This window comes from Cupriavidus sp. KB_39 (assembly GCF_052114485.1).
Lineage (GTDB): Bacteria > Pseudomonadota > Gammaproteobacteria > Burkholderiales > Burkholderiaceae > Cupriavidus.
Map to the genome: position 1 here is coordinate 111,814 of NZ_JBFREV010000010.1, position 21,532 is coordinate 133,345.

The 21,532-nt window shown below is 66.1% G+C and carries 23 protein-coding genes and 1 tRNA gene; 16 read left to right on the top strand and 8 right to left on the bottom strand.

Going from position 1 to position 21,532, the window contains the following annotated elements; all coding sequences use genetic code 11:
• The first annotated feature begins 38 nt into the window (after window positions 1–38).
• The 5 genes from boxB (at window position 39) to AB4Z27_RS10470 (ending at window position 4,139) form a co-directional block, all read left to right on the top strand.
• A complete protein-coding gene (boxB, locus tag AB4Z27_RS10450) occupies window positions 39–1,463 on the top strand; it encodes a benzoyl-CoA 2,3-epoxidase subunit BoxB (RefSeq protein WP_092292894.1) in 1,425 nt (474 codons plus the stop codon).
• Between the two features lie 29 nt (window positions 1,464–1,492).
• Window positions 1,493–2,761, top strand: a complete 1,269-nt coding sequence (gene boxA / locus AB4Z27_RS10455; RefSeq protein ID WP_441644430.1) for a benzoyl-CoA 2,3-epoxidase subunit BoxA — start codon at window positions 1,493–1,495, stop codon at window positions 2,759–2,761.
• Window positions 2,762–2,839: 78 nt separating this feature from the next.
• Window positions 2,840–3,229, top strand: coding sequence for an MbcA/ParS/Xre antitoxin family protein (locus tag AB4Z27_RS10460; RefSeq protein ID WP_092292890.1), 390 nt, complete (start codon window positions 2,840–2,842; stop codon window positions 3,227–3,229).
• Window positions 3,189–3,938, top strand: a complete 750-nt coding sequence (locus AB4Z27_RS10465) for an RES family NAD+ phosphorylase (RefSeq protein WP_177219879.1) — start codon at window positions 3,189–3,191, stop codon at window positions 3,936–3,938. Before AB4Z27_RS10460 ends, AB4Z27_RS10465 begins: the two co-directional genes overlap by 41 nt.
• Before the next feature lie 124 nt (window positions 3,939–4,062).
• Window positions 4,063–4,139, top strand: a tRNA-Met gene (locus AB4Z27_RS10470).
• Between the two features lie 86 nt (window positions 4,140–4,225).
• Here AB4Z27_RS10470 and AB4Z27_RS10475 read toward each other — a convergent pair.
• Complete coding sequence (locus AB4Z27_RS10475) at window positions 4,226–5,857, bottom strand: hypothetical protein (RefSeq protein WP_441644431.1); 1,632 nt, start codon at window positions 5,855–5,857, stop codon at window positions 4,226–4,228.
• A 211-nt stretch (window positions 5,858–6,068) separates the two neighbouring features.
• On the opposite strand from AB4Z27_RS10475, the gene AB4Z27_RS10480 reads away from it, so the two are divergent.
• The 9 genes from AB4Z27_RS10480 (at window position 6,069) to AB4Z27_RS10520 (ending at window position 13,197) form a co-directional block, all read left to right on the top strand.
• The gene (locus AB4Z27_RS10480) at window positions 6,069–6,365 is read left to right on the top strand and encodes a hypothetical protein (RefSeq protein WP_441591155.1); all 297 of its coding nucleotides are present in this window, start codon (window positions 6,069–6,071) and stop codon (window positions 6,363–6,365) included.
• Window positions 6,366–6,436: 71 nt separating this feature from the next.
• Window positions 6,437–7,072: an NUDIX hydrolase gene (locus tag AB4Z27_RS10485; RefSeq protein ID WP_092292882.1), complete on the top strand. Its 636-nt coding sequence runs from the start codon at window positions 6,437–6,439 to the stop codon at window positions 7,070–7,072.
• 25 nt (window positions 7,073–7,097) lie between these two features.
• Window positions 7,098–7,835, top strand: a complete 738-nt coding sequence (aat, locus tag AB4Z27_RS10490) for a leucyl/phenylalanyl-tRNA--protein transferase (RefSeq protein ID WP_092292880.1) — start codon at window positions 7,098–7,100, stop codon at window positions 7,833–7,835.
• 73 nt (window positions 7,836–7,908) lie between these two features.
• Window positions 7,909–8,187, top strand: coding sequence for a hypothetical protein (locus AB4Z27_RS10495; protein WP_441644432.1), 279 nt, complete (start codon window positions 7,909–7,911; stop codon window positions 8,185–8,187).
• A 66-nt stretch (window positions 8,188–8,253) separates the two neighbouring features.
• Window positions 8,254–9,057, top strand: coding sequence for an arginyltransferase (locus AB4Z27_RS10500; protein ID WP_092292876.1), 804 nt, complete (start codon window positions 8,254–8,256; stop codon window positions 9,055–9,057).
• Window positions 9,058–9,125: 68 nt separating this feature from the next.
• A complete protein-coding gene (locus AB4Z27_RS10505) occupies window positions 9,126–10,172 on the top strand; it encodes a quinone-dependent dihydroorotate dehydrogenase (protein ID WP_441591156.1) in 1,047 nt (348 codons plus the stop codon).
• Between the two features lie 188 nt (window positions 10,173–10,360).
• Complete coding sequence (locus AB4Z27_RS10510; RefSeq protein WP_441644433.1) at window positions 10,361–11,344, top strand: ABC transporter substrate-binding protein; 984 nt, start codon at window positions 10,361–10,363, stop codon at window positions 11,342–11,344.
• A gap of 160 nt (window positions 11,345–11,504) precedes the next feature.
• Complete coding sequence (locus AB4Z27_RS10515; RefSeq protein ID WP_092292869.1) at window positions 11,505–12,401, top strand: ABC transporter permease; 897 nt, start codon at window positions 11,505–11,507, stop codon at window positions 12,399–12,401.
• 1 nt (window position 12,402) lies between these two features.
• Window positions 12,403–13,197 (top strand): ABC transporter ATP-binding protein, encoded by a 795-nt coding sequence (locus AB4Z27_RS10520; protein WP_441591157.1) that lies wholly within the window; start codon window positions 12,403–12,405, stop codon window positions 13,195–13,197.
• 67 nt (window positions 13,198–13,264) lie between these two features.
• Here AB4Z27_RS10520 and AB4Z27_RS10525 read toward each other — a convergent pair whose 3' ends face one another.
• The 3 genes from AB4Z27_RS10525 to AB4Z27_RS10535 are packed head-to-tail and all read right to left on the bottom strand — an operon-like array spanning window position 13,265 to window position 15,699.
• Window positions 13,265–13,540, bottom strand: a complete 276-nt coding sequence (locus AB4Z27_RS10525) for a hypothetical protein (protein ID WP_092292865.1) — start codon at window positions 13,538–13,540, stop codon at window positions 13,265–13,267.
• Window positions 13,537–14,949, bottom strand: coding sequence for a LutB/LldF family L-lactate oxidation iron-sulfur protein (locus AB4Z27_RS10530; protein ID WP_092292863.1), 1,413 nt, complete (start codon window positions 14,947–14,949; stop codon window positions 13,537–13,539). Before AB4Z27_RS10530 ends, AB4Z27_RS10525 begins: the two co-directional genes overlap by 4 nt.
• Window positions 14,950–14,973: 24 nt before the next feature.
• Window positions 14,974–15,699 carry a (Fe-S)-binding protein gene (locus AB4Z27_RS10535; RefSeq protein WP_092292861.1) on the bottom strand — a complete coding sequence of 242 codons (726 nt, stop codon included), beginning with the start codon at window positions 15,697–15,699 and terminating at the stop codon, window positions 14,974–14,976.
• A 229-nt stretch (window positions 15,700–15,928) separates the two neighbouring features.
• On the opposite strand from AB4Z27_RS10535, the gene AB4Z27_RS10540 reads away from it, so the two are divergent.
• Window positions 15,929–16,717, top strand: a complete 789-nt coding sequence (locus tag AB4Z27_RS10540; RefSeq protein WP_092292859.1) for an IclR family transcriptional regulator — start codon at window positions 15,929–15,931, stop codon at window positions 16,715–16,717.
• Window positions 16,718–16,814: 97 nt separating this feature from the next.
• Here AB4Z27_RS10540 and pbpG read toward each other — a convergent pair whose 3' ends face one another.
• The 4 genes from pbpG to AB4Z27_RS10560 all read right to left on the bottom strand — a co-directional run bounded on the left by pbpG (window position 16,815) and on the right by AB4Z27_RS10560 (window position 20,500).
• Entirely contained in the window at window positions 16,815–18,005 is a 1,191-nt protein-coding gene (gene pbpG, locus AB4Z27_RS10545) for a D-alanyl-D-alanine endopeptidase (RefSeq protein WP_092292857.1), read from the bottom strand.
• 289 nt (window positions 18,006–18,294) lie between these two features.
• Window positions 18,295–19,050, bottom strand: coding sequence for a nitroreductase (locus tag AB4Z27_RS10550; RefSeq protein ID WP_255370746.1), 756 nt, complete (start codon window positions 19,048–19,050; stop codon window positions 18,295–18,297).
• Window positions 19,051–19,085: 35 nt separating this feature from the next.
• Window positions 19,086–19,529, bottom strand: coding sequence for an acyl-CoA thioesterase (locus AB4Z27_RS10555; RefSeq protein WP_441591158.1), 444 nt, complete (start codon window positions 19,527–19,529; stop codon window positions 19,086–19,088).
• A 35-nt stretch (window positions 19,530–19,564) separates the two neighbouring features.
• On the bottom strand, window positions 19,565–20,500 hold the full coding sequence (locus AB4Z27_RS10560; protein WP_441644434.1) for a histone deacetylase family protein: 936 nt from the start codon (window positions 20,498–20,500) through the stop codon (window positions 19,565–19,567).
• Window positions 20,501–20,943: 443 nt separating this feature from the next.
• Here AB4Z27_RS10560 and phaP1 point away from each other — a divergent pair, with 443 nt between their 5' ends.
• Window positions 20,944–21,522: a TIGR01841 family phasin PhaP1 gene (gene phaP1 / locus AB4Z27_RS10565; RefSeq protein WP_092292853.1), complete on the top strand. Its 579-nt coding sequence runs from the start codon at window positions 20,944–20,946 to the stop codon at window positions 21,520–21,522.
• The last annotated feature ends 10 nt before the right edge of the window (window positions 21,523–21,532 follow it).

The following is a 21,532-nucleotide window of genomic DNA, read 5'->3' on the forward strand; positions in this document are numbered from 1 at the left end:
TCGACCGAACGACAACCAGACCCAAGGAGACCCCGGCCATGAGCATCGACTACAGCCAGAAGATTCCGAACAACGTGAACCTCTCCGATGACCGCGCCCTGCAGCGCGCGCTGGAGCACTGGCAGCCCGCCTTCCTCGACTGGTGGCGCGACATGGGCCCCGATGGCTCGCACAATTACGATGTCTACCTGCGCACGGCGGTCTCGGTGGACCCGTCCGGCTGGGCTCACTTCGACCATGTGAAGATGCCCGACTACCGCTGGGGCATCTTCCTGCAACCGGCGGACGCCGAGCGCAAGATCCACTTCGGCGAGCACAAGGGGCAGGCCGCGTGGCAGGAAGTGCCGGGCGAACACCGCGCCAATCTGCGCCGCATCATCGTCACGCAGGGCGATACCGAGCCGGCGTCCGTGGAGCAGCAGCGCCACCTGGGCCTGACCGCGCCGTCGCTCTATGACCTGCGCAACCTGTTCCAGGTCAATGTGGAGGAAGGCCGCCACCTCTGGGCGATGGTCTACCTGCTGCACCGCCACTTCGGCCGCGACGGCCGCGAGGAAGCCGAGGCGCTGCTGGGCCGCCGCTCGGGCGACGAGGACAATCCGCGCATCCTGGGCGCCTTCAACGAGCGCACGCCGGACTGGCTCGCCTTCTTCATGTTCACCTATTTCACGGACCGCGACGGCAAATTCCAGCTCTGCGCGCTGGCCGAGTCCGGCTTCGACCCGCTGGCGCGCACCACGCGCTTCATGCTGACCGAGGAAGCCCATCACATGTTCGTGGGCGAAAGCGGCGTCTCGCGCGTGATCCAGCGTACCTGCGAGGTCATGCGCGAGCGCGACATCCAGGACCCGGCCGACGTGCGCGCCGCCGGCGTGATCGACCTGGAGACCATCCAGCGCTACCTGAACTTCCACTACAGCGTGACGATCGACCTGTTCGGCGCCGACCAGTCCTCCAACGCGGCCACCTTCTACAGCGCCGGGCTGAAGGGCCGCTTCGAGGAAGGCAAGCGCGGCGACGACCACGTGCTCAAGGGCGACGTGTACCGGATCCTCGACGTGCGCGACGGCAAGCTGGCCGAGCGCGAGGTGCCGATGCTCAACGCCCTGAACGAGGTGCTGCGCGACGACTACATCAAGGATTCGGTCGGCGGCGTGGCGCGCTGGAACAAGGTGATCGAGAAGGCCGGCATTCCGTTCCGGCTGACCGTGCCGCACAAGGCGTTCAACCGYAAGATCGGCACCTTCGCCAATGTGCATGTCTCGCCGACCGGCGAGGTGCTGAGCGAAGCCGCCTGGCAGGCCAACGCGGACACCTGGCTGGCCACCGACGCGGACCGCGCCTTCGTGGCCTCGCTGATGGGCCGTGTGGTGGAGCCGGGCCGCTACGCCAACTGGATCGCCCCGCCGGCGGTGGGCGTGAACCGCCAGCCGGTGGATTTCGAATACGTCCGTTTCAACTAGATCGCTGAATCACTGGATAAGAGGCCGACATGGGCGCCCCCGACATCATCAAGCAGCACCTGATCGATCCGGAAATCTGCATTCGCTGCAACACCTGCGAAGACACCTGCCCGATCGACGCCATCACCCACGACGACCGCAACTACGTGGTCAAGGCCGAGGTTTGCAACGGCTGCAACGCGTGCCTGTCGCCCTGCCCCACGGGCGCCATCGACAACTGGCGCACGATGCTGCGCGGCGAGGCCTATCCGATCGACGCCCAACTGCTCTGGGACGAGCTGCCAGCCCAGGTGCCGCTGCCCGAGGCCGAGATCGACGCGGCGACGTCCGCCACCGCCACGGCCGCCGAGGCCCTGGCCCAGGCCGCCGCCGGCACTGGCAAGGCGCCCGCCACCGACGTGCAGGCCGTGGAAACCAGCCGGCATACCTCGCCCAAGGCGCCRTGGTCGGCCGCGCATCCCTATRTCAACCTGCACGGYGTGCGCGCGCCGGTGTCGGCCACGGTGGCCGGCAACTATCGGCTGACGGCCGAAGAGGCGTCGAGCGACATCCATCACATCGTGCTCGACTTCGGCAACCAGTTCTTCCCGGTGCTGGAGGGGCAGGCCATCGGCATCGTGCCGCCCGGCACCGATGCGTCGGGCAAGCCGCACTACATCCGCATGTACTCGGTGGCCAGCCCGCGCGACGGCGAGCGCCCCGGCTACAACAACCTCGCGCTGACCGTGAAGCGCGTGGACCAGGACCACGACGGGCAGCCGGTACGCGGCGTGGCGTCGAACTTCCTGTGCGACCTGGCCAAGGGCGACACGGTGCAGGTCGTCGGCCCCTTCGGTAGTACTTTCCTGATGCCCAACCATCGCGAGGCCAGCGTGATGATGATCTGCACGGGCACCGGCTCCGCACCGATGCGGGCGATGACCGAGCGGATGCGTCGCAATATGGCGAGTTTCGATGGGCGCCGCCTGCTGTTCTTCGGCGCGCGCAACCAGCGTGAACTGCCCTATTTCGGCCCGCTGCTGAAGCTGCCCAAGGACTTCCTCGACATTCACTTCGCCTTCTCGCGCGATGCCGAGATGCCGCGCCGCTATGTGCAGGATGCGATCCGCGAAGCCAGCCCGCAGGTGGCCGCGCTGCTTGCCGACCCCCATGGCCATGTGTACATCTGCGGCCTGAAGGGGATGGAGGAAGGCGTGCTGGCCGCCTTCGGCGAGGTCTGCGCGGCGGCGGGCCAGTCCTGGACGGACCTGGAGGCCACGCTGCGCGCGGAGGGACGGCTCCACATTGAGACGTATTAGGCACTTYACAGCCTATGTCACGGCCTTTCCTTCTGAAATACACCGCCTATAATGTTTCCCAAGAAAGGAGCAAAGGCGATGCAATCTCATCAGATTCCGGACACCGAGCCCGCCGGCGGCGTGAACCCCGGCGCCACGCTCACCAAGGCCGTGATGCGCGCGGCCGGCTTTCTTGGCATCAGCCAGGCCATCGTGGCCAGCGTGCTCGGCATCAGCACGGCGTCGGTCTCGCGCATGGCGTCCGGCGGCTATGTGCTCGATGCGCACCGCAAGGAGTGGGAGTTCGGCGTGCTGTTCGTGCGCCTGTTCCGCTCGCTCGATGCCATCCTCGGCCACGACGAGCAGGCGCGGCTGTGGCTCACCCATGACAACCTCTCGCTTGGCGGCAAGCCGCTCGAGCTGATTCGCACGACTGAAGGGCTCGTACGTGTCGTTCACTACCTGGACGCCACCCGCGGTCGCATCTGAGCGCAAGCCGTTCGCGCTCAAACTGTGGCGGGCGGTGGAGGCCCAGCATGTGGTCTCGACCATGCCCCTGGTGGACAGCCTCGAGGAACAGGCCGTGCTCGAAGCCGTGCTCGACGCCGGCAAACCCGCAGTACCCCCCGACGCGCGCCACCTCCACTATCTGATCTTCACGCCCTTCCGATATCCCCCCTCGCCCTGGGGCTCGCGCTTTCGCGGCGGACAGGACCCGGGCGTGTTCTATGGCGCCGACGCCATTCGCACAGCCTGTGCCGAACTGGGCTACTGGCGCTGGCGCTTTCTGCTCGACAGCCCCGCGCTGCCCCGCATCGACGCCCGCGCGCAGACGCTGTTCCAGGTCAGCGTGAAGACCGACGGCGTGGCGCTGGACGCCGCCCCGTTCCACGATGACCCGCGCTGGACCGATCCCGACGACCACGCGCCCTGCCAGGACTTCGGCCGTCTGGCGCGAGAAGCCGGGCTGGGCCTGATCCGCTACACCTCCGTGCGCGACCCCGAGCGCGGCCCGTGCGCAGCGGTGCTGACGCCACGCGCGTTCGACCAGCCGAACCCGCTCGCCACCACCACGTGGATGCTGACCGTGCGCCCCGACCGCGTGATCTGGCAACGCGACGACCTGCAGCAGCGCGACAGCTTCGAGTTCGAAGCGACGCTGTGGCAGCGCACAACCGAAACCCCGAAATCGACCTGAACCACGGACCCCTTCGCGTGCTCTAACTGGAAGATGGGTGCCGGTTGCACGGCACTCATCAGAAGCGAGAGGCAAAGGTGTTGCATTGCGCAAACGGTTGTCATATACTCTCAGCTTCGACGGACGCGGGGTGGAGCAGTCTGGCAGCTCGTCGGGCTCATAACCCGAAGGTCGCAGGTTCAAATCCTGCCCCCGCAACCAACCGCCGGAACGAATACGCAGCAGAACACGCTGCAACAAGAAAACCCGCCCAATCAGGCGGGTTTTTTGTTTTCCGGCCGCCGTYCTTACTTGGCGGTCGCTTGGTACTTCACACGCGTCGGGCCGCCGATGCTGTTGAACAGCAGGTCGCCATTCGGCAAGGACTGGATCAGTGCATAGGCGCCGTTACCCAGATTGTCCTGACCGAAGATCGAGCGATGGACTGTCTTGCCGGTTTCCCAGTCCATGCCAGTCACTTCCCAGCCGTCCGCCTTGGTATAGCCGTTCACGAACACGATCCGCGACGGACCGCTCACGGTCGGCACCATGCTCGTGGACACCACATCGTTGCGCGTCCACACCGAGCGCCACGYCTTGGTCTTCGTATCCCACTCGAAGCGCTCCGCGCCCGCCGCCGGCGTCAGCGCCGGGCCGCCCGCAAGCACATCGACCAGTCGATCCGCCACACCCTTCGGCCGGATGTTGTTCACGACGAACGCGCCATAGCCCAGCGCCACCACCGATTGCTCGGACTGGACGTAGGGCGTGCTGCCGGGCAGCCCGCAGGTGACCTGAATCTGATCGGCGATGCGGTTCGACTTCGTGCCGGGCCGCTGCGTGAAGCCGGCCGGGATCTCGTCGCGCCAGAAGGCCACCAGCTTCATGCGGTCAGAGCCGTCGGTGATGACCACCAGCTTGTCCGCATCGTCGCCGAAGCCCATCAGGGTCGGCGTGGAGCCCGTGCCATTGCCGAACTTCACGCTGGGCATCGGCGTCTGGCCCGAGTCATAGGCCGATTCCCAGGCGCCGTGCGCGGCATCGCGGGAGAGCGTCTTCCCGGTCCACACAAGCTTRCGCATCACCTTGTCGGAGGCGATATAGATGCCGTTCTTCTCGTCGACCGCCATCGCGTTGGAGACGATCTCGCCTTCCGGGAACTGGAACGCATCGCCGACGGGCTTGAAGTCGCGGTCGAGCACGCGGATGGACTGCGCGGCGCCCACCACCAGATGGCCGTCATATGTCATGTTCAGCATCACGCCGCCGGCATTCTCCACCGCCGTCAGGCGATCCTTGAGATCGATCGTCCGCAATAGCTTGATGCCCGCTTCCGGGCGCTTCGGATCGACYAGTCCATAGGCGCGGACCGCGGAGCGATTGGTCGCATACAGCACGCCATCCTTGCCGGACACCACRTAGATATTGGCGCTGATCCGTTTGCGGTCGAGCGCCAGGTCGGTCTTGACCGCCTTCTCCACGCGCGCGACATCGTCCAGCGGTTCGGCGAGGATCTTGTCGAGCAGGCCGGCGGGCAGCGGCTTCGCGTCTGGATCGGGCAGCCTGGCCACCTCRCGCCAGCCGCCATCGCTGACATCCACATAGGAAACCCCGCCCGACGARGCCGCCCACATATAGCGCGGCGACGGCGTGGCCAGGGTCATGATGCTGATCGGCCCGGCCTGCACGCGTGGGGCCTTGCGCAGATCGACATGGAAGGTGCCGCGCGGGAGCGCGTAAGGCATCACATCGGTCTGAGCGGGGTCGAAATGAGTCACCGCGTACGCCTCTGCAGCGAGGAAGGGATTGGGCCGGGGCTTGCTGCGGGTGGCGGCATTCTCCTTCGCCGCCGTCACGGCCATGGCGGGGATGCTCGTCCCCACGAACATGGCCAGGGCCAGGGCGGTTGCGCTCAACCGCACCACGTGTCTTGTTCTCATCTTTCTGCTCCGCGTTGGAAAGGAGCGGCCGATGGTAGGCATCGCGGTCCGTTCAGGCGAGGTCGCAGGGGGCGTAATCGCCACARASTTGATGTCGATCATGTTCATGGCGCCGAGGATGCACCTTGCATCACATCGCCAGGTCAATCCATGGCGGCGGACGCCCGAGGTCCGTAGGGTGTTCTCACACGCAACGGAAGGAGAACCCAACATGACCATGCGTAGCGCGAAATCGATGGCGATCTGGGCGGCGGCTTGCACGGCGGCCTGTGCCACGCTGGCGGGCGGCGCGGCCCTCGCCGAAACCTCGGCCACCGCAGCCAAGCCGGCGGCCCAGAAGCCGGCACACGGCGCCAAGGGCCACCGCAACGACCGGCCCGCGCCGGTCAACCTGCCGGACCCCAGGAAGGGCAAGGCGGACATCGTGCCGCCAGACCGCCCCGAGGACTGGGTGCCGACCGCCAGCCCGGGCGCGACGGGGGGCGCGAAGGCAACTCAGCGCAAGTAGCCACCTCCCTCCGAGGCAGCGGCCGGGCGGCGCGGTGATACACTTGGCGCCATTCCTCCCGGACGCCCCTCATGAAATTCTGCTCGAACTGTGGTCATGCGGTTGTCCTGCGCGTACCCGAAGGCGACAATCGCCCGCGCAGCGTATGCGACGGCTGCGGCACCATCCACTATGTCAATCCCCGCAACGTCGTGGGCACGATCCCCGTCTGGGAAGACAAGATCCTGATCTGCAAGCGCGCCATCGAGCCCCGCTACGGGTTCTGGACGCTGCCGGCCGGCTTCATGGAGATTGCCGAGACCACGGCCCAGGCCGCCTCGCGCGAGACCCTCGAGGAAGCCGGCGCCCGCGTGGAAGTGGGCGAACTGTTCTCGATTCTCAACGTGCCGCACGTGCACCAGGTGCACCTGTTCTACCTGGCGACGCTGCAGGACCTGGACATCGCCCCGGGCGAGGAAAGCCTCGAGGTCAAGCTGGTCGATGAAGCCGATGTGCCCTGGGACGACCTGGCCTTCCCCACCGTCATCCACACGCTGCGCTGCTTCTTCGCCGACCGCGCGGCGGGCCGGATCGCCGATGGCAGCTTCCGGCTGCACAGCCTGGACATCGACAAGCCGATGCGGCCGCTGACCAGCCGTGCCACGCCGCTGCCGGCGACCGAGGTGTCACCGGCCACGTCGCCCGCCACACCGCCCGTTACCCCCTGAACGCGGGCAACGCCCTGCCCGCCCCATGATCACCTGGCTGGACCCACAGGACCCGTTTCCGCCTGTCGAGCGGGCGCTCGGCCCGGCCAGCGATGCGCCCGGCCTGCTCGCCGCCAGTCGCGAACTCTCGCCGCAGCGGCTGCTGCTGGCCTACCGGCAAGGCATCTTCCCCTGGTATTCCGAAGGACAGCCGGTGCTCTGGTGGAGCACCGACCCGCGCATGGTGCTGGCTCCGCAGGCGCTCAAGGTCTCGGCCACCCTGCGCAAGACGCTGCGCCGCACCCTGCGTGACCCGGACTGGGAAATCCGCGTYGACGACGATTTCATCGCCGTGATGCGCACCTGCGCCATGACCGCGCGCGACGGCCAGTTCGGCACGTGGATCACCGACGACATCGTCAACGCCTACGGCGCCCTGCACCGCGCCGGCCGCGCCCACTCCGTGGAAAGCTGGTACCAGGGCGAGCGTGTGGGCGGCCTCTACGGCGTGGCGCTGGGCCGCATGTTCTATGGCGAGTCGATGTTCGCGCAGCGCACGGACGCCTCCAAGATCGCCCTGGCCGCACTCTGTGCCTTCCTCGACCAGCACGGCGTGACGATGATCGACTGCCAGCAGGAAACTGACCACCTGGCCTCCCTCGGCGCCAGCCCGATCCCGCGCGCGGACTTCGTCGCCCACGTCCGGGCCGCCACCGCCCAGCCCGACATCGCGCCGTGGCAGTTTGACAAGTCGGTACTGGCGCGCTGGGCGCCAGCTATTTGACGCAGCGCAAATCCGCCTGAAGGCAGGTGGGCAGACACTCGCTACTTCGCGTGTCTTGCCGTTCACCTGCCGGATGAAAGACCCCAATTACGATCTCGTTCTCAAGACCACCTGTGCCACGCTGCTGACCGACAAGGCCAACACGGTGATGGGGCTCGCCATCCGGCTCGGCAACACGCCGCGCCGCTATCTGGAGCTTGGCTTCCCGGACCTTCCGCTGGCCGTGAAGGTCGCCAATGTCGAGAAAAGTGGGACGCCTCTCAAGCGGCCCGACCACTATATGAACATCGCCCGGCCATTGCAACGCCAGCGGATCTGCACCGCGTTGCACACGCCGCCCGGCTTGCTCTGATAGACTGCCAGACAGGATGCTGCCACGCGGTGTCCGCCGCCTCCGTCTTTTTGTCATGAGCGAGCCATGAGCAAGCTGAAGGAACTTCCGCTCTCCGCGTTGCAGTTTTACGCAACGGCGCCCTACGCTTGCAGCTATCTCGATGGCCGCATGGCGCGCTCGCAGGTGGCCACGCCCGCGCACCTGATCAATGCCGATGTCTACTCCCGGCTGGTGCGCGCCGGCTTCCGCCGCAGCGGCATCTTCACCTATCGCCCCTATTGCGACGAATGCCGCGCCTGCACGCCGTGCCGCGTGCTGGTGGACCAGTTCCGTCCGGACCGCAGCCAGCGCCGCGCCTGGCGCCAGCACGAGAACCTGCAGGCGCTGGTGGCGCCGCTGACCTACGTCGAGGAGCATTACGCGCTGTATTTGCTCTATCAGTCGATGCGCCACGCAGGCGGCGGCATGGATCAGGACAGCCGGGACCAGTACGAGCAGTTCCTGCTGCAAAGCCGCGTGAACTCGCGGCTGGTGGAGTTCCGCGAACCGCCGGGCTCGCCCGAGGCGGGCCGCCTGCGCATGGTCAGCATGATCGATGTGCTCGATGACGGCCTGTCGTCGGTCTACACCTTCTATGACCCGATGGCCGTCGGCGCGAGCTACGGCACCTACAACATCCTCTGGCAGATCAACCAGACCCGCGAGCTGGGCCTGCCGCACCTCTACCTGGGTTACTGGATCGCCGACAGCCGCAAGATGGCCTACAAGGCGCGCTTCCGGCCGCTCCAGGTGCTCACGGGCAACCAGTGGCATCCGTTCGACGACGAGGCCACCGCGCCCGTCACCACGTCAGCCGCCCCACCCCAACCGGGGCCCGCCCAGGAGTAGCGCCTGCCGCACGCTACAATGCCGCTCTGGTACCGACTTCGCGCCGGCCCCGGCCGCGCCCCCTCCCCGTGCTCAACGCGCTCTATCCCCTGTTTCGCCCCGCCCTGTTCTCCATGGATGCGGAGGATGCCCACCATTTCACGCTGAACAACCTCATGCGCGCGCAGCGCATGGGCCTGGCCGGCTGCCTTGGCAACACCATCGCCGCCGATCCGCGCACCGTCATGGGCGTGCGCTTCCCGAACCCCGTGGGGCTGGCGGCCGGTCTCGACAAGGATGGCGCGTACATCGACGGCCTTGCCGCGTTCGGCTTCGGTTTTATCGAGGTGGGCACGGTCACGCCGCGCGCGCAGCCCGGCAACCCGCGTCCGCGCATGTTCCGGCTGCCGCAGGCCGATGCGCTGATCAACCGCATGGGCTTCAACAATGGCGGCGTGGATGCCTTCGTGGCCAACGTCCAGGCGTCGCGCTGGAAGGCCGAGGGTGGCGTGCTGGGTCTCAATATCGGCAAGAACGCCGATACGCCGATCGAGCGCGCGGCTGACGACTACCTCTACTGCCTCGAGCGCGTCTATCCGCACGCGAGCTATGTGACGGTGAACATCTCGTCGCCGAATACCAAGAACCTGCGCCAGTTGCAGGGCGCCAGCGAGCTGGACAGCCTGCTCTCCACGCTGAAGACCGCCCAGCAGCGCCTGGCCGAGCAGCACAAGCGCTACGTGCCGTTGGCCCTGAAGATTGCSCCGGACCTSGACGACGACCAGATCGGCAATATCGGCGATGCGCTCGTGCGGCACGGCATCGACGGGGTGATTGCCACCAACACCACGATTTCGCGCGAGGCGGTCCAGGGCCTGCCCCATGCCGAGGAAGCGGGCGGCCTCTCGGGACGTCCGGTCTTCGAATCCTCCACCCGCGTGGTGCGCGCCCTGCGCGCCGTGGTGGGCGATGCCCTGCCGATCGTCGGCGTGGGTGGCATCTTCAGCGGCGCCGACGCGCGCGCGAAGATCGATGCCGGCGCGCAGTTGGTCCAGGTCTACAGCGGCCTGATCTATCGCGGCCCCTCCCTGGTGCGTGACTGTGCCGCCGCGTTGCGCCACCCCGTTGCCGGCTGAGGATGCTGCACCGCAACACATTCTCGAAATCGGCTTTCTGGCGCAATAATTTGCGGCACGCCTTGTCCCCCGAGGCGTTTAACAGCAGGATATGGCCGACCGGTGCACTAAAAGGGAGCCGCGAGAGCCCCGAAAATGGTATCCTCGCAGGCTTCCAAAGTACCGAACCCTCGGGGGAGAACAATTACATGCAGCGTCTTCAGTCGCGCCTCAAGGCATCCACCCAAACGATTCTCGGCGGCGTGGTCGCCCTGTCCGTGCTGTACGGCGGCGCCGTGCAGGCCCAGACCGTGAAAGTGCTGTCGATTGTCGATCACCCGGCACTCGACGCCATYCGCGACGGCGTGCGCGCCGAACTGAAGGCTGCCGGCTACGACGCCGACAAGAACCTGAAGTGGGAATACCAGAGCGCGCAGGGCAACACCGGCACGGCCGCGCAGATCGCCCGGAAGTTCGTCGGCGACCAGCCGAMCGCGATCGTGGCCATCGCCACGCCGTCCGCACAGGCCGTGGTGGCCGCCACCAAGACGGTGCCGGTGGTGTATTCGGGCGTGACGGATCCCGTGGCCGCCCAGCTGGTCAAGGGCTGGGGCGCTACTGGCACCAACGTGACCGGGGTCTCGGACAAGCTGCCGCTGGACAAGCAGGTGGCCCTGATCCAGCGCGTGGTGCCCAAGGTCAAGACCGTCGGCATGGTCTACAACCCCGGTGAAGCCAACTCGGTGGTGGTGGTCAAGGAACTGAAGGAACTGCTGGCCAAGCAGGGCCTGACGCTCAAGGAAGCCGCCGCGCCGCGTACCGTGGACATCGGCCCGGCTGCCAAGAGCCTGATCGGCAAGGTCGATGTGATCTATACGAACACCGACAACAACGTGGTCTCGGCCTACGAGGCGCTGGTGAAGGTGGCCAACGAGTCGAAGATTCCGCTGGTGGCCGCTGACACGGACAGCGTGAAGCGTGGCGCCGTGGCCGCGCTGGGCATCAACTACAGCGACCTGGGCCACCAGACCGGCAAGGTCGTCGTGCGCATCCTGAAGGGCGAGAAGCCCGGCGCGATTGCCTCGCAGACCTCGGACAACCTCGAACTGTTCGTGAACACCAGCGCCGCCGCCAAGCAAGGCGTGACGCTGGCGCCGGAACTGGTCAAGGAAGCCAAGACCGTCATCAAGTAAGACCCGCAACGGGCCGCGCCGCCCCCGAGGGGTTGCGCGGCCTGACGCTCTCCGGCCCCGGCCCGGCCTATCCGGCCGGCCGGGGCCTCCGGACCGCAGCGCACGCGCCGCCTACCCGCCGCGCGACAGCCCGGCCGGTCCCCCGCAACAGGATTTCCCCATGTCCCTCTTTTCCCTTATGGGCGCCCTGGAGATCGGCCTGATCTTCAGCCTCGTGGCCCTCGGGGTGCTGATCTCGTTCCGCATCCTCAACTTCCCCGATCTCACCGTCGATGGCAGCTTTCCGCTCGGCGGCGCCGTGGCGGCCACGCTGATCTCCGCCGGCCAGGACCCCTTCCTGGCCACGCTCGCCGCCATCGCGGCCGGCGCGGTGGCCGGCTGGATCACCGGCTGGCTCAACGTACGGCTCAAGATCATGGACCTGCTGGCCAGTATCCTGATGATGATCGCGCTGTACTCGGTCAACCTGCGCATCATGGGTCGCCCGAATGTGCCGCTGATTACCGAGCCGACCCTGTTCACGGTGCTCCAGCCCGAGTGGCTGCCCGACTACCTGCTGCGCCCGCTGGTGCTGCTGGTGGTGGTGATCGTGGCGAAGGTCGGCCTGGACTGGTTCTTCTCATCGCAACTGGGCCTGGCGATGCGCGCCACCGGTGCCAATCCGCGCATGGCGCGGTCGCAGGGCGTGCCTACGGGCCGTGCCACGCTGGCCGGCATGGCGCTCTCCAACGGGCTGGTGGCGCTGGCCGGCGCGCTGTTCGCGCAAACCCAGGGCGGGTCCGACATCTCGATGGGCATCGGCACCATCGTGATCGGCCTGGCCGCCGTGATCATCGGCGAGACCATCCTGCCGGCGCGGCGTCTGGTCTATGTGACGCTGGCCGTGGTGCTGGGCGCCATCCTGTACCGATTCTTCATCGCGCTGGCGCTGAACACGGAGTTCATCGGCCTCAAGGCGCAGGATCTGAATCTGGTGACGGCGGCGCTGGTGACGCTGGCGCTGGTGCTRCCGGCGACGCGCAAGAAGCTGTTTGGCCGCAAGAACGGAGGTGCCTGAGATGTTGCGCGCACAAGACCTGAAGCTGACCTTCAACCCCGGCACGCCGATCGAGAACCGCGCGCTGCGCGGCCTGAACCTGGAGATCCCGAGCGGCCAGTTCGTGGCCGTGATCGGCTCCAACGGCGCCGGCAAGTCCACCTTCCTGAACGCCGTCAGCGGCGACCAGATGGTGGATAGCGGCCGCATCACCATCGACGACATCGACGTGACCCGGCAGCCCGCCTGGGACCGCGCCCATCTGGTGGCCCGCGTGTTCCAGGACCCGATGGCCGGCACCTGCGAGGCGCTGACCATCGAGGAAAACATGGCGCTGGCCATGGCGCGCGGCTCGCGGCGCAGCTTCCGCCCGGCGCTGAACAAGGCGTCGCGCGAGCTGTTCCGCGACAAGCTGCGGCTGCTGAACCTCGGGCTGGAGAATCGTCTGACGGACCGGATCGGCCTGCTGTCCGGCGGCCAGCGGCAGGCGGTGAGCCTGCTGATGGCGTCGCTCCAGCCGTCGCGCATCCTGCTGCTCGACGAGCACACGGCCGCGCTGGACCCGAAAACCGCCGCCTTCGTGCTGGAACTGACCGCGCGCATCGTCTCGGAAAGCAAGCTGACGACGATGATGGTGACGCACTCGATGCGCCAGGCGCTGGACTACGGTGATCGCACGGTGATGCTGCACCAGGGGCAGGTGGTGCTCGATGTGTCGGGCGACCAACGCAAGGGCCTCGACGTGCCCGACCTGCTGCGGATGTTCGAGCAGACCCGGCACGAGCAGCTGGATGACGACGCGCTGCTGCTGAGCTAAGTCGAACGGGATGGAATAACGGCCGGGGGCGCTCCCCGGCCGTTGTCGTTTACGACGCTTACGACGCTTACGACGCCTCGGCCTTGTCCAGCCAGCGTTTGAGCTGGTCCGTGACGGCCGTGCTCGAGAACGAGCAGCTATCCTGCGCGAACACCGCCGACATCTCCAGGCGGCGCAGCAACTCCTCCATCGCCTGACCGAATACCGGCGGCAGCGTCAGCGACGTGGCCGCCGCTCGCCATGCGCCGACGAGGTCCGCCACCGGCATGGTGCCGGCCACATGGCTGGCCAAAGCCTCGCGCATCGCGTTCAGCGCGCGCTGGTTGTCCTGGTGCGTACTCATGCGCGCGCCCTCCTCTCCTTGTACAACTCGCGGAAGGTCCGGCCGCTCGGCGCGGGCATGTCACGCGAGTCGGTCCAGCCCTTGCCCGCCATCGGCAGGCTGGCAATCAGCCGATTCCGGCCCCCCATCCGCGCCAGCAGACGCGCGCCCATGCGCGTGGCGAAGGCGTAGAGCGCCGGGCGGCGCGCCACATAGCCCCAGACCTGCAGCGACAGGCGCTCCTGCCACGGGCGCAGGCCGCGTTCCATCTGCTTCTCGCGCAGCTTGCGCAGCAGGTCGGACAGCGGGATCGAGGCGGGACACACTCTGTTGCACTCGCCGCAAAGTGTGGCGGCCTGCGGCAGATCGATGGCATTGGCGAGGCCGACATAACTTGGCGTCAGCACGCTGCCCATCGGTCCCGGGTAGACCCAGCCATAGGCATGGCCGCCGATCTTCTGGTACACCGGGCAGTGGTTCATGCAGGCGCCGCAGCGGATGCAGCGCAGCATCTCCTGGAATTCGCCGCCGATCAGGCCACTCCGGCCGCCATCGACGATCACGAAGTACATATGCTCGGGGCCGTCGCGCTCGCCCTCGGCGCGCGGGCCCGTCAGCAGCGAAAAGTAGTTGGAGATCGCCTGCCCGGTGGCCGAGCGCGGCAGCAGCCGCATCACCGTGGCCAGGTCCTCCAGCGTCGGCAGCACCTTCTCGATGCCGGTAACGGCCACGTGCACGCGCGGCATGACCGTGCACATGCCCTCGTTGCCCTCGTTGGTCACCACGGCCACCGAGCCGGTCTCGGCGATGATGAAGTTGCCGCCCGTCACGCCCATGTCCGCGGACAGGAACTCGGGGCGCAGCACCTCGCGCGCTTCGCGGGTCATCTGCGGGATGTCGGTCAGGCGCGGCTTGTGGTGCACCTTGGCGAACAGGTCGGCAATCTCGTCCTTGTCCTTGTGGATCACGGGCGCGATGATGTGCGACGGCGGCTCGGCATCGTTGATCTGGAGGATGTACTCGCCCAGATCGGTCTCGATGCTCTGCACGCCCATCTCGCCCAGCACCTGGTTCAGGCGCATCTCCTCGGTCACCATCGACTTGCTCTTGATGACCTTCTTCACGCCATGCTTCTGCGCGATTTCGGCCACCAGACGGGCTGCGTCGGCAGTGGTCTCGGCGAACAGCACCGTGGCGCCGCGCTTGGTCGCGTTTTCTTCAAACTTGGCGAGCCAGACGTCGAGGTTTTCCAGCGCGCGGTTGCGGCGCTCCTTGAGCGCGGCGCGCGTGGCGTCGAAGTCGATGTCGCGGATCGCATCGGCCCGCGCGGTCACGAACTTCGTCGACAGTTTCTTGAGGTTCTGCTGGAGGCGCTGGTCGGCGAGCTTCTGCCCGGCCCGCGCCTTGAATTCCATGCTATGGACTTGCATCGTATTTTGCCGAGGTTCGATCGATCAGGCGTCGCCCGCCAGGACCTGCGCGATGTGCAGCACGCGGGTGCGCGTATCGCCGGACCGGCGCAGCCGGCCTTCGATATTGAGCATGCAGCCAAGGTCGCCCAGCACCACGGCATCAGCGCCGCTGGCCTGGATGTTGGCGCATTTCTCGTCGACGATGGCCGTCGAGATATTGCCGTATTTCACCGAGAACGTGCCGCCGAAGCCGCAGCAGGCCTCGCAATCCTTCATCTCGGTCAACTGCACGCCGGGCAGCTTGCCGAGCAGCGCGCGCGGCTGCTGCTTGACGCCGAGTTCGCGCAGACCGGAGCAGGAGTCGTGATAGGTGACGTGGCCGGAAAATGCCGAGTCGACGGTCTCGATCTTGGCCACGTTGACCAGGAAATCGGTCAGTTCGTAGACGCGTTCGCGCAGGCGCTCGTAACGGCCGTGGAGTTCGGGGTCGTCGCGCAGCAGGTCCTGGTAGTGCGCGCGGACCATGCCGCCGCAGGAACCGGAGGGGATCACCACGTAGTCGAACATCTCGAACTCACGCAGGAATTTTTCGGCCAGATCGCGCGAGACGGCGCGCTCGCCCGAGTTGTACGCGGGCTGCCCGCAGCAGGTCTGCGCCTCGGGCACCATGACCTCATAACCCGCCGATTCCAGCAGCTTCAGCACCGAAAACCCGATCTCYGGGCGCATGAGGTCCACCAGACAGGTGGCGAACAGTCCGATTCGCATCGCTTCCTTTTATCCAGACCCGAAACCTCGCAATTATGCGCCCCCACCGCGCCGCTGCGGGCAGCACGCGCCGCAAACTTGTTCATCTCCGCGCGCAATGCCGCTCATGCGAAAGCGGCGCCACCACTGGAAGGGAATCTCGGTAATTGCATTTCACCTATTGAAATTTTCACAATGCGAGATAGAATCAGGCAAACGCTTAATTTGCCGCACGGCAACATTTCCTCCTATGGCAGAAGCAGACAAGGCACCCGGCAAGACCTCGATCCAGGTCATCGAACGCATGATGACGTTGCTGGATGCGCTCGCCCAACACGCGGATCCCGTCAGTCTCAAGGAGTTGTCGCTGGCCACCGGCCTGCATCCGTCCACGGCGCACCGCATTCTCAATGACATGGTGGCGTGCCGTTTCGTGGATCGCTCGGACCCCGGCAGCTATCGGCTCGGCATGCGCTTGCTGGAACTCGGGAATCTCGTAAAGGCGCGGCTCTCTGTGCGTGATGCCGCACTCGCACCGATGCGCGCGCTGCACCGCGTCACCGGGCAGACCGTGAACCTGTCGGTGCGTCAGGGCGATGAGATCGTTTATATCGAGCGCGCCTACAGCGAGCGCTCGGGCATGCAGGTGGTGCGCGCCATCGGCGGCCGCGCCCCGCTGCACCTGACCTCGGTCGGCAAGCTGTTCCTGGCTGCCGACGAGGCCGGGCGCGTGCGCAGCTATGCCACGCGCACCGGGCTGGCCGGGCATACGGGCACGTCGATCACGGACATCGCCAAGCTGGAGCGCGAACTGAGCTGGGTGCGCACCAACGGCTATGCGCGCGACAACGAGGAACTGGAGCTGGGCGTGCGCTGCATCGCGGCCGGCATCTATGACGACTCGCGCCGGCTGGTGGCCGGGCTGTCGCTGTCCGCGCCGGCAGACCGCCTGCAGGACAGCTGGCTGCAGAACCTCAGGGACACCGCGCTGCAGATCTCGCGCGGCATGGGCTACGTGGCGGACGCCGTGTCGGCCTGATCGCGCCACGAGCGCGCCTCACGCGCGTATCGCCCAAAAAGAAACGCGCCGACGGGCTGCCCCGCGGCGCGTTTTCAATTGGCGGCGGCTACCTGAATCAGGTGCCGCGTGCCTGCTGCGAGGCCAGGATCGCGTGCGCCGCGTGCGGCGCGCTAGGACCCTGCGTAAGGTTTGGGGAGTTGGGGAACGGCCGTTGCGGACCCTGCACCGACGGCTGGTGCTCAAGCCACGTGCGCACGCGCGTGGCATCGGCAAAGCGCGACAGCTTGCCCACGGAGTCCAGGAACACCATCACCACGTTGCGATCGTTCACACGGGCCTGCATCACCAGGCACTGGCCGGCTTCCGAGATGAAACCGGTCTTCTGCAGGCCGATCTCCCAGTTGCCGCCGCGCACGAGGCGGTTGGTGCTCACGTAATGGAGCGGACGGCCCAGCACGTTCACTTCATGCTCGGTCTGGGTCGAGAATTCGCGGATGGTCGGGTTGCGGTAAGCGGCGTTGACCAGGCGGGCCAGGTCCATCGCGCTCGACACATTGCTGCTCGACAGGCCGCTCGAATCGACGAAGTGGCTGTCGTTCATGCCGAGTTCGCGCGCCTTGCGGTTCATCGCGCCCACAAACGCCGGCAGGCCGCCCGGGTAGCTGCGGCCCAGCACCGAAGCGGCACGGTTTTCCGACGACATCAGCGCCAGCAGCATCATTTCATGGCGGGTCAGCTGCGTGCCAAAGCGCAGGCGCGAGCTGCTGTGCTTCTCGGTGTCGCGATCTTCCTCGCTCACCGTCAGCACTTCGTCCATCGGCAGGTGCGAGTCCATGACCACCAGCGCCGTCATCAGCTTGGTGATCGAGGCGATCGGCAGCACCGCCGTCGGATTTTTCTGGAACAGGACTTCGTTCGTGTTCTGGTCCAGCACCAGCGCCACGGAGGAACGCAGCGCGAGCGCGTCTTCCGTATCGCGCAGGCCCATGGACTCTGCGAGCGTCGGTTTCGACGGCACGAAGGCCGCGCGAACCGGCTGCGCTCGACTGGCCACGACGGTCTTCTTGCCGTGGCGCAGCACGATCACCTTCCGCGATGACGAGGGTTTCTCGCTCGCGGCTGCGACCTTTTTAGTGGATTTGGAAGCAGTTACCTGCTTTTTGGCCGAGGTTTTCGTCGCAGTCGACTTCGTCGCTGCGTACGTCACCGGCGCGGCCAGCATGGACACCGACACCAGCGCCGAAGTGGCGATGGCGGTCAGGGGCATGCTGAAGAGTCGGGAAATAAAGGATTGGGACCGGAACATGATCTGTTCAGCGCGGCATTTGGTGGAATGGCGCTAGTTTAGGAAATAAAGAAATTGTTAGCAAGATTAAAGACTTACGAAGGCTCTTTAAAGTTCGATTCGCAAACAATTCCACATTACGGGAAATGTGCCGTATTGGCCATTTCTCGCGCYAGCGATTGTCGTTTGCACTTGTTTGTCGACAACTGCGCACAACGCTTCGCACCTAGATAAGAAACAGTTTCCCTAACATCAATATCGGTGGCTTTTGTGAAAACCTCATCAGGGGAAACCTCAATCCGGCGCGAAGTCATGAGAGGAAACGCGCGAACCCGCTCACCGGTTCACGCTCCGTGACCAATTGATTGGCCGTCGCCTCCGGGTCGGCGTAGCCCAGCGACATGCCGCACACCACCATCTCGTTCTCGGTCAGCTGCAGTTGGCTGGCCAGGACGCCGTGGAATTGCGTGAACGCCGCCTGGGGGCAGGTGTCTAGCCCGCGGGCGCGCGCAGCCACCATGATGCTTTGCAGGAACATGCCGTAGTCGAGCCAGCTGCCCTGCTCCATGATTCGGTCGATCGTGAAGATCAGGCCGACCGGCGCATCGAAGAAACGGAAGTTGCGGGCGTGCTGCTCGTGCATGCGCGCCTTGTCTTCCCGGCTGATCTCCAGCAGGCCGTACAGGTCCCAGCCCACCTTGCGGCGGCGCGCCAGGTACGGGTTGACCCACTCGCGCGGATAGTACGGATACTCCTCGCGGTACTTGGTGTCGCGCTCCGGGTCGTCATAGGCGGCCAGCACATCGGCGCAGAGCCGCGCCTTGGCGTCGCCCGCGAGCACGTAGACCCGCCACGGCTGGGTGTTGGTGCCGGACGGCGCGCGGCTGGCCACGGCGAGGATGTCCTCGACGGTCTCGCGCGGTACTGGCGTATCCAGGAACGCCCGGATCGAGCGGCGCGTGGTGATGGCGCGATCGACGATCGCCGCGGAATCGGTCACGGACGTATCGCCGGTGGCGGAGGTGACTTCAAGGGTGTCGCGGGGGGCAGCGCCATGGTTGGACATGCTTCGAAGGTCTCCGGGTTATTGTGTTTTATTGATCACGCCGCGCTCGGCCGCAGCAGCGGCGTCAGCGCCTGGCGCAATGCGGGCGGTAGCGCTGCCGGGCGGCGTGTCGCGCGATCCACATAGACGTGGACGAAGTGGCCCTGCGCAGCGGCCACCTCATCGTCGTTGCAGAACAGGCCCACCTCGTAGCGCACGCTCGAGTTGCCCAACCGCGCCACGCGCAGGCCGGCCACGACGGTGTCCGGGAACGACAGCGACGAGAAATAGTTGCATTGCGTCTCGATTACCAGCCCGATGGTCTCTCCCGCCTCGATGTCCAGCACGCCCGCGCGGATCAGGTAGGTGTTCACGACGGTATCGAAATAACTGTAGTAAACAACGTTGTTCACGTGGCCATAGACATCGTTGTCCATCCAGCGCGTGGTGATCGGCTGGAAATGCGCGTAGGCGCTGCGGGTGTCCGGTTGTGGCTTCATCGGCATCGGCGTTGTTGTTGGGATTTGTTGCGATCTCAAAAAGCTGCCGCCGCAGCGGCGGTCGCCCCGGCGCCGTAGCGCTGGTGGTGGCGCGCGGCCAGCCGCACGGTCTGGGTGTGCACGGCCACGGTGTCCTCGATCTGGTTGCCGTAGCCGCCGGCCATTGCCACGGCCATCGGCAGGCGCCGCGCGAGCGCGGATTCGAACACGAGCGTGTCGCGCCGGGCCAGGCCGGCCAAGGTCAGGCGCAGCCGGCCCAGGCGGTCGCCCTCATGGGGATCGGCGCCGGCGAGGTAAATCAGCAATTCGGGATMGAAGCGCGCGTAGAGCGTGTCCAGCGCGCCAGCCAGCGCAGCCGCGTAGGTGTCGTCGTCACAGCCGTCCGGCAGGCCGACGTCGAGGTCGCTCGCCTCCTTCCGGAACGGGTAGTTTTTCTCGCCATGGAGCGACAGCGTGAACACGCTCGGGTCGTCGCGCAGGATCGACGCCGTGCCGTTGCCCTGATGCACGTCGAGGTCGATCACCGCCACGCGGCTTACGCGCCCTTCGCGCTGCATCTGGCGCGCGGCGATGGCGGCATCGTTGAACACACAGAAGCCGCCGCCCTTGTCGGCATAGGCATGATGGGTACCGCCGGCGAGGTTGACCGCGATGCCCTCCGTCAGCGCGCTGCGGCAGGCGGCCATCGTCGCGCCGGCCGAGCGCCGCGAGCGCTCCACCATCTCGTGCGACCACGGGAAGCCGATCTCGCGCTGACGGGCGGCATCGAGCCGGCCGGAGGAGACATCGGCGATGTAGTCGGCGKTATGGGCCAGTGCCAGCGCCGCGTCGTCGGCGCGGGGCGCCTCGTGCAGGGTCAGGCCCGGCACCTCACGCACCACGGCGTCTCGCAGCATGCTGTACTTGCGCATCGGGAAGCGATGGCCGGGCGGCAGCGGCAGGACGAAGTGATCGGCGTAAAAAGCTTGCATCGGGGCGGATCGGGCGAGGATCGGGCGGGAAATTCCCGGGAAGTGACGGTGCGTGACCATTTACCGACCGGGCAGTCTGCGATGGTAGCACCGCGTTCCGCATTGCGTGAAAACGTATCAAACAGCAGACCTTCCCCGCGTTGCATCATGGTGACCGCATCGGGATAAACCCTTGCCTGGCGCCCYATACGTGGTCATTACGRCGCATATGTCTGCTCAATGTCTGCTATTTCTTGTGCAGTGCAGCAAAACTGCTTGACAGGCTTTTTTCTGCCCTTAGAATAGGAATTGTTGCGGCGCATCAAAGCTTTTTACGAGGTCCGATTCGACCGCACACCAATATATCGCTCGGGCTGGCCAGGACATCGCGTTCATGGCTTTGACATTCGGGCGGCTTAATTTCTATTTTGCTTGACCTTGAAGTTCACCACTGGAGACCAGCAATGATCCTGACCCCGGAACAAGTTGCAGCCGCACAAAAAGCCAATCTGGAAACCCTGTTCGGTCTGACCACCAAAGCATTCGAAGGCGTTGAAAAGCTTGTCGAACTGAACCTGCAAGTGGTCAAGGCCACCTTTGCCGAAAACGTCGACAACGCCAAGAAGGCCCTGTCCGCCAAGGATGCCCAGGAACTGCTGGCCATCCAGGCTTCGCTGGTGCAGCCGGTTGCCGAAAAGACCCTGGCGTACTCGCGTCACCTGTATGAAATCGCCTCGGAAACGCAGAGCGAGTTCACCAAGGTGGCCGAAGCCCAACTGGCCGAAGGCACGAAGAACGTGCAAGCGCTCGTCGAGAACTTCGCCAAGAACGCCCCGGCCGGTTCGGAATCGACCGTCGCCATCGTGAAGTCGGCCATCTCGGCCGCCAACAACGCGTACGAGTCGGTCCAGAAGGCCACGAAGCAAGCCGTGGAAATGGCCGAAACCAACTTCCAGGCTGCCGCCACCGCCGCAACCAAGGCTGCTCAGCAAGCCTCGGCCACGGCCCGCACGGCTGCCAAGAAGCCGGCTGCCACCGCCTGAGCGGTAGCGC

Coding starts and splice junctions, on each gene's coding strand:
- phaP1 (WP_092292853.1), top strand. CDS start 20,944: ATGATCCTGACCCCGGAACAAGTTGCAGCCGCACAAAAAGCCAATCTG.
- AB4Z27_RS10480 (WP_441591155.1), top strand. CDS start 6,069: ATGACCATGCGTAGCGCGAAATCGATGGCGATCTGGGCGGCGGCTTGC.
- AB4Z27_RS10540 (WP_092292859.1), top strand. CDS start 15,929: ATGGCAGAAGCAGACAAGGCACCCGGCAAGACCTCGATCCAGGTCATC.
- AB4Z27_RS10530 (WP_092292863.1), bottom strand. CDS start 14,949: ATGCAAGTCCATAGCATGGAATTCAAGGCGCGGGCCGGGCAGAAGCTC.
- pbpG (WP_092292857.1), bottom strand. CDS start 18,005: ATGTTCCGGTCCCAATCCTTTATTTCCCGACTCTTCAGCATGCCCCTG.
- AB4Z27_RS10500 (WP_092292876.1), top strand. CDS start 8,254: ATGAGCAAGCTGAAGGAACTTCCGCTCTCCGCGTTGCAGTTTTACGCA.
- AB4Z27_RS10495 (WP_441644432.1), top strand. CDS start 7,909: ATGAAAGACCCCAATTACGATCTCGTTCTCAAGACCACCTGTGCCACG.
- AB4Z27_RS10555 (WP_441591158.1), bottom strand. CDS start 19,529: ATGAAGCCACAACCGGACACCCGCAGCGCCTACGCGCATTTCCAGCCG.
- AB4Z27_RS10550 (WP_255370746.1), bottom strand. CDS start 19,050: ATGTCCAACCATGGCGCTGCCCCCCGCGACACCCTTGAAGTCACCTCC.
- AB4Z27_RS10520 (WP_441591157.1), top strand. CDS start 12,403: ATGTTGCGCGCACAAGACCTGAAGCTGACCTTCAACCCCGGCACGCCG.
- AB4Z27_RS10525 (WP_092292865.1), bottom strand. CDS start 13,540: ATGAGTACGCACCAGGACAACCAGCGCGCGCTGAACGCGATGCGCGAG.
- AB4Z27_RS10460 (WP_092292890.1), top strand. CDS start 2,840: ATGCAATCTCATCAGATTCCGGACACCGAGCCCGCCGGCGGCGTGAAC.
- AB4Z27_RS10485 (WP_092292882.1), top strand. CDS start 6,437: ATGAAATTCTGCTCGAACTGTGGTCATGCGGTTGTCCTGCGCGTACCC.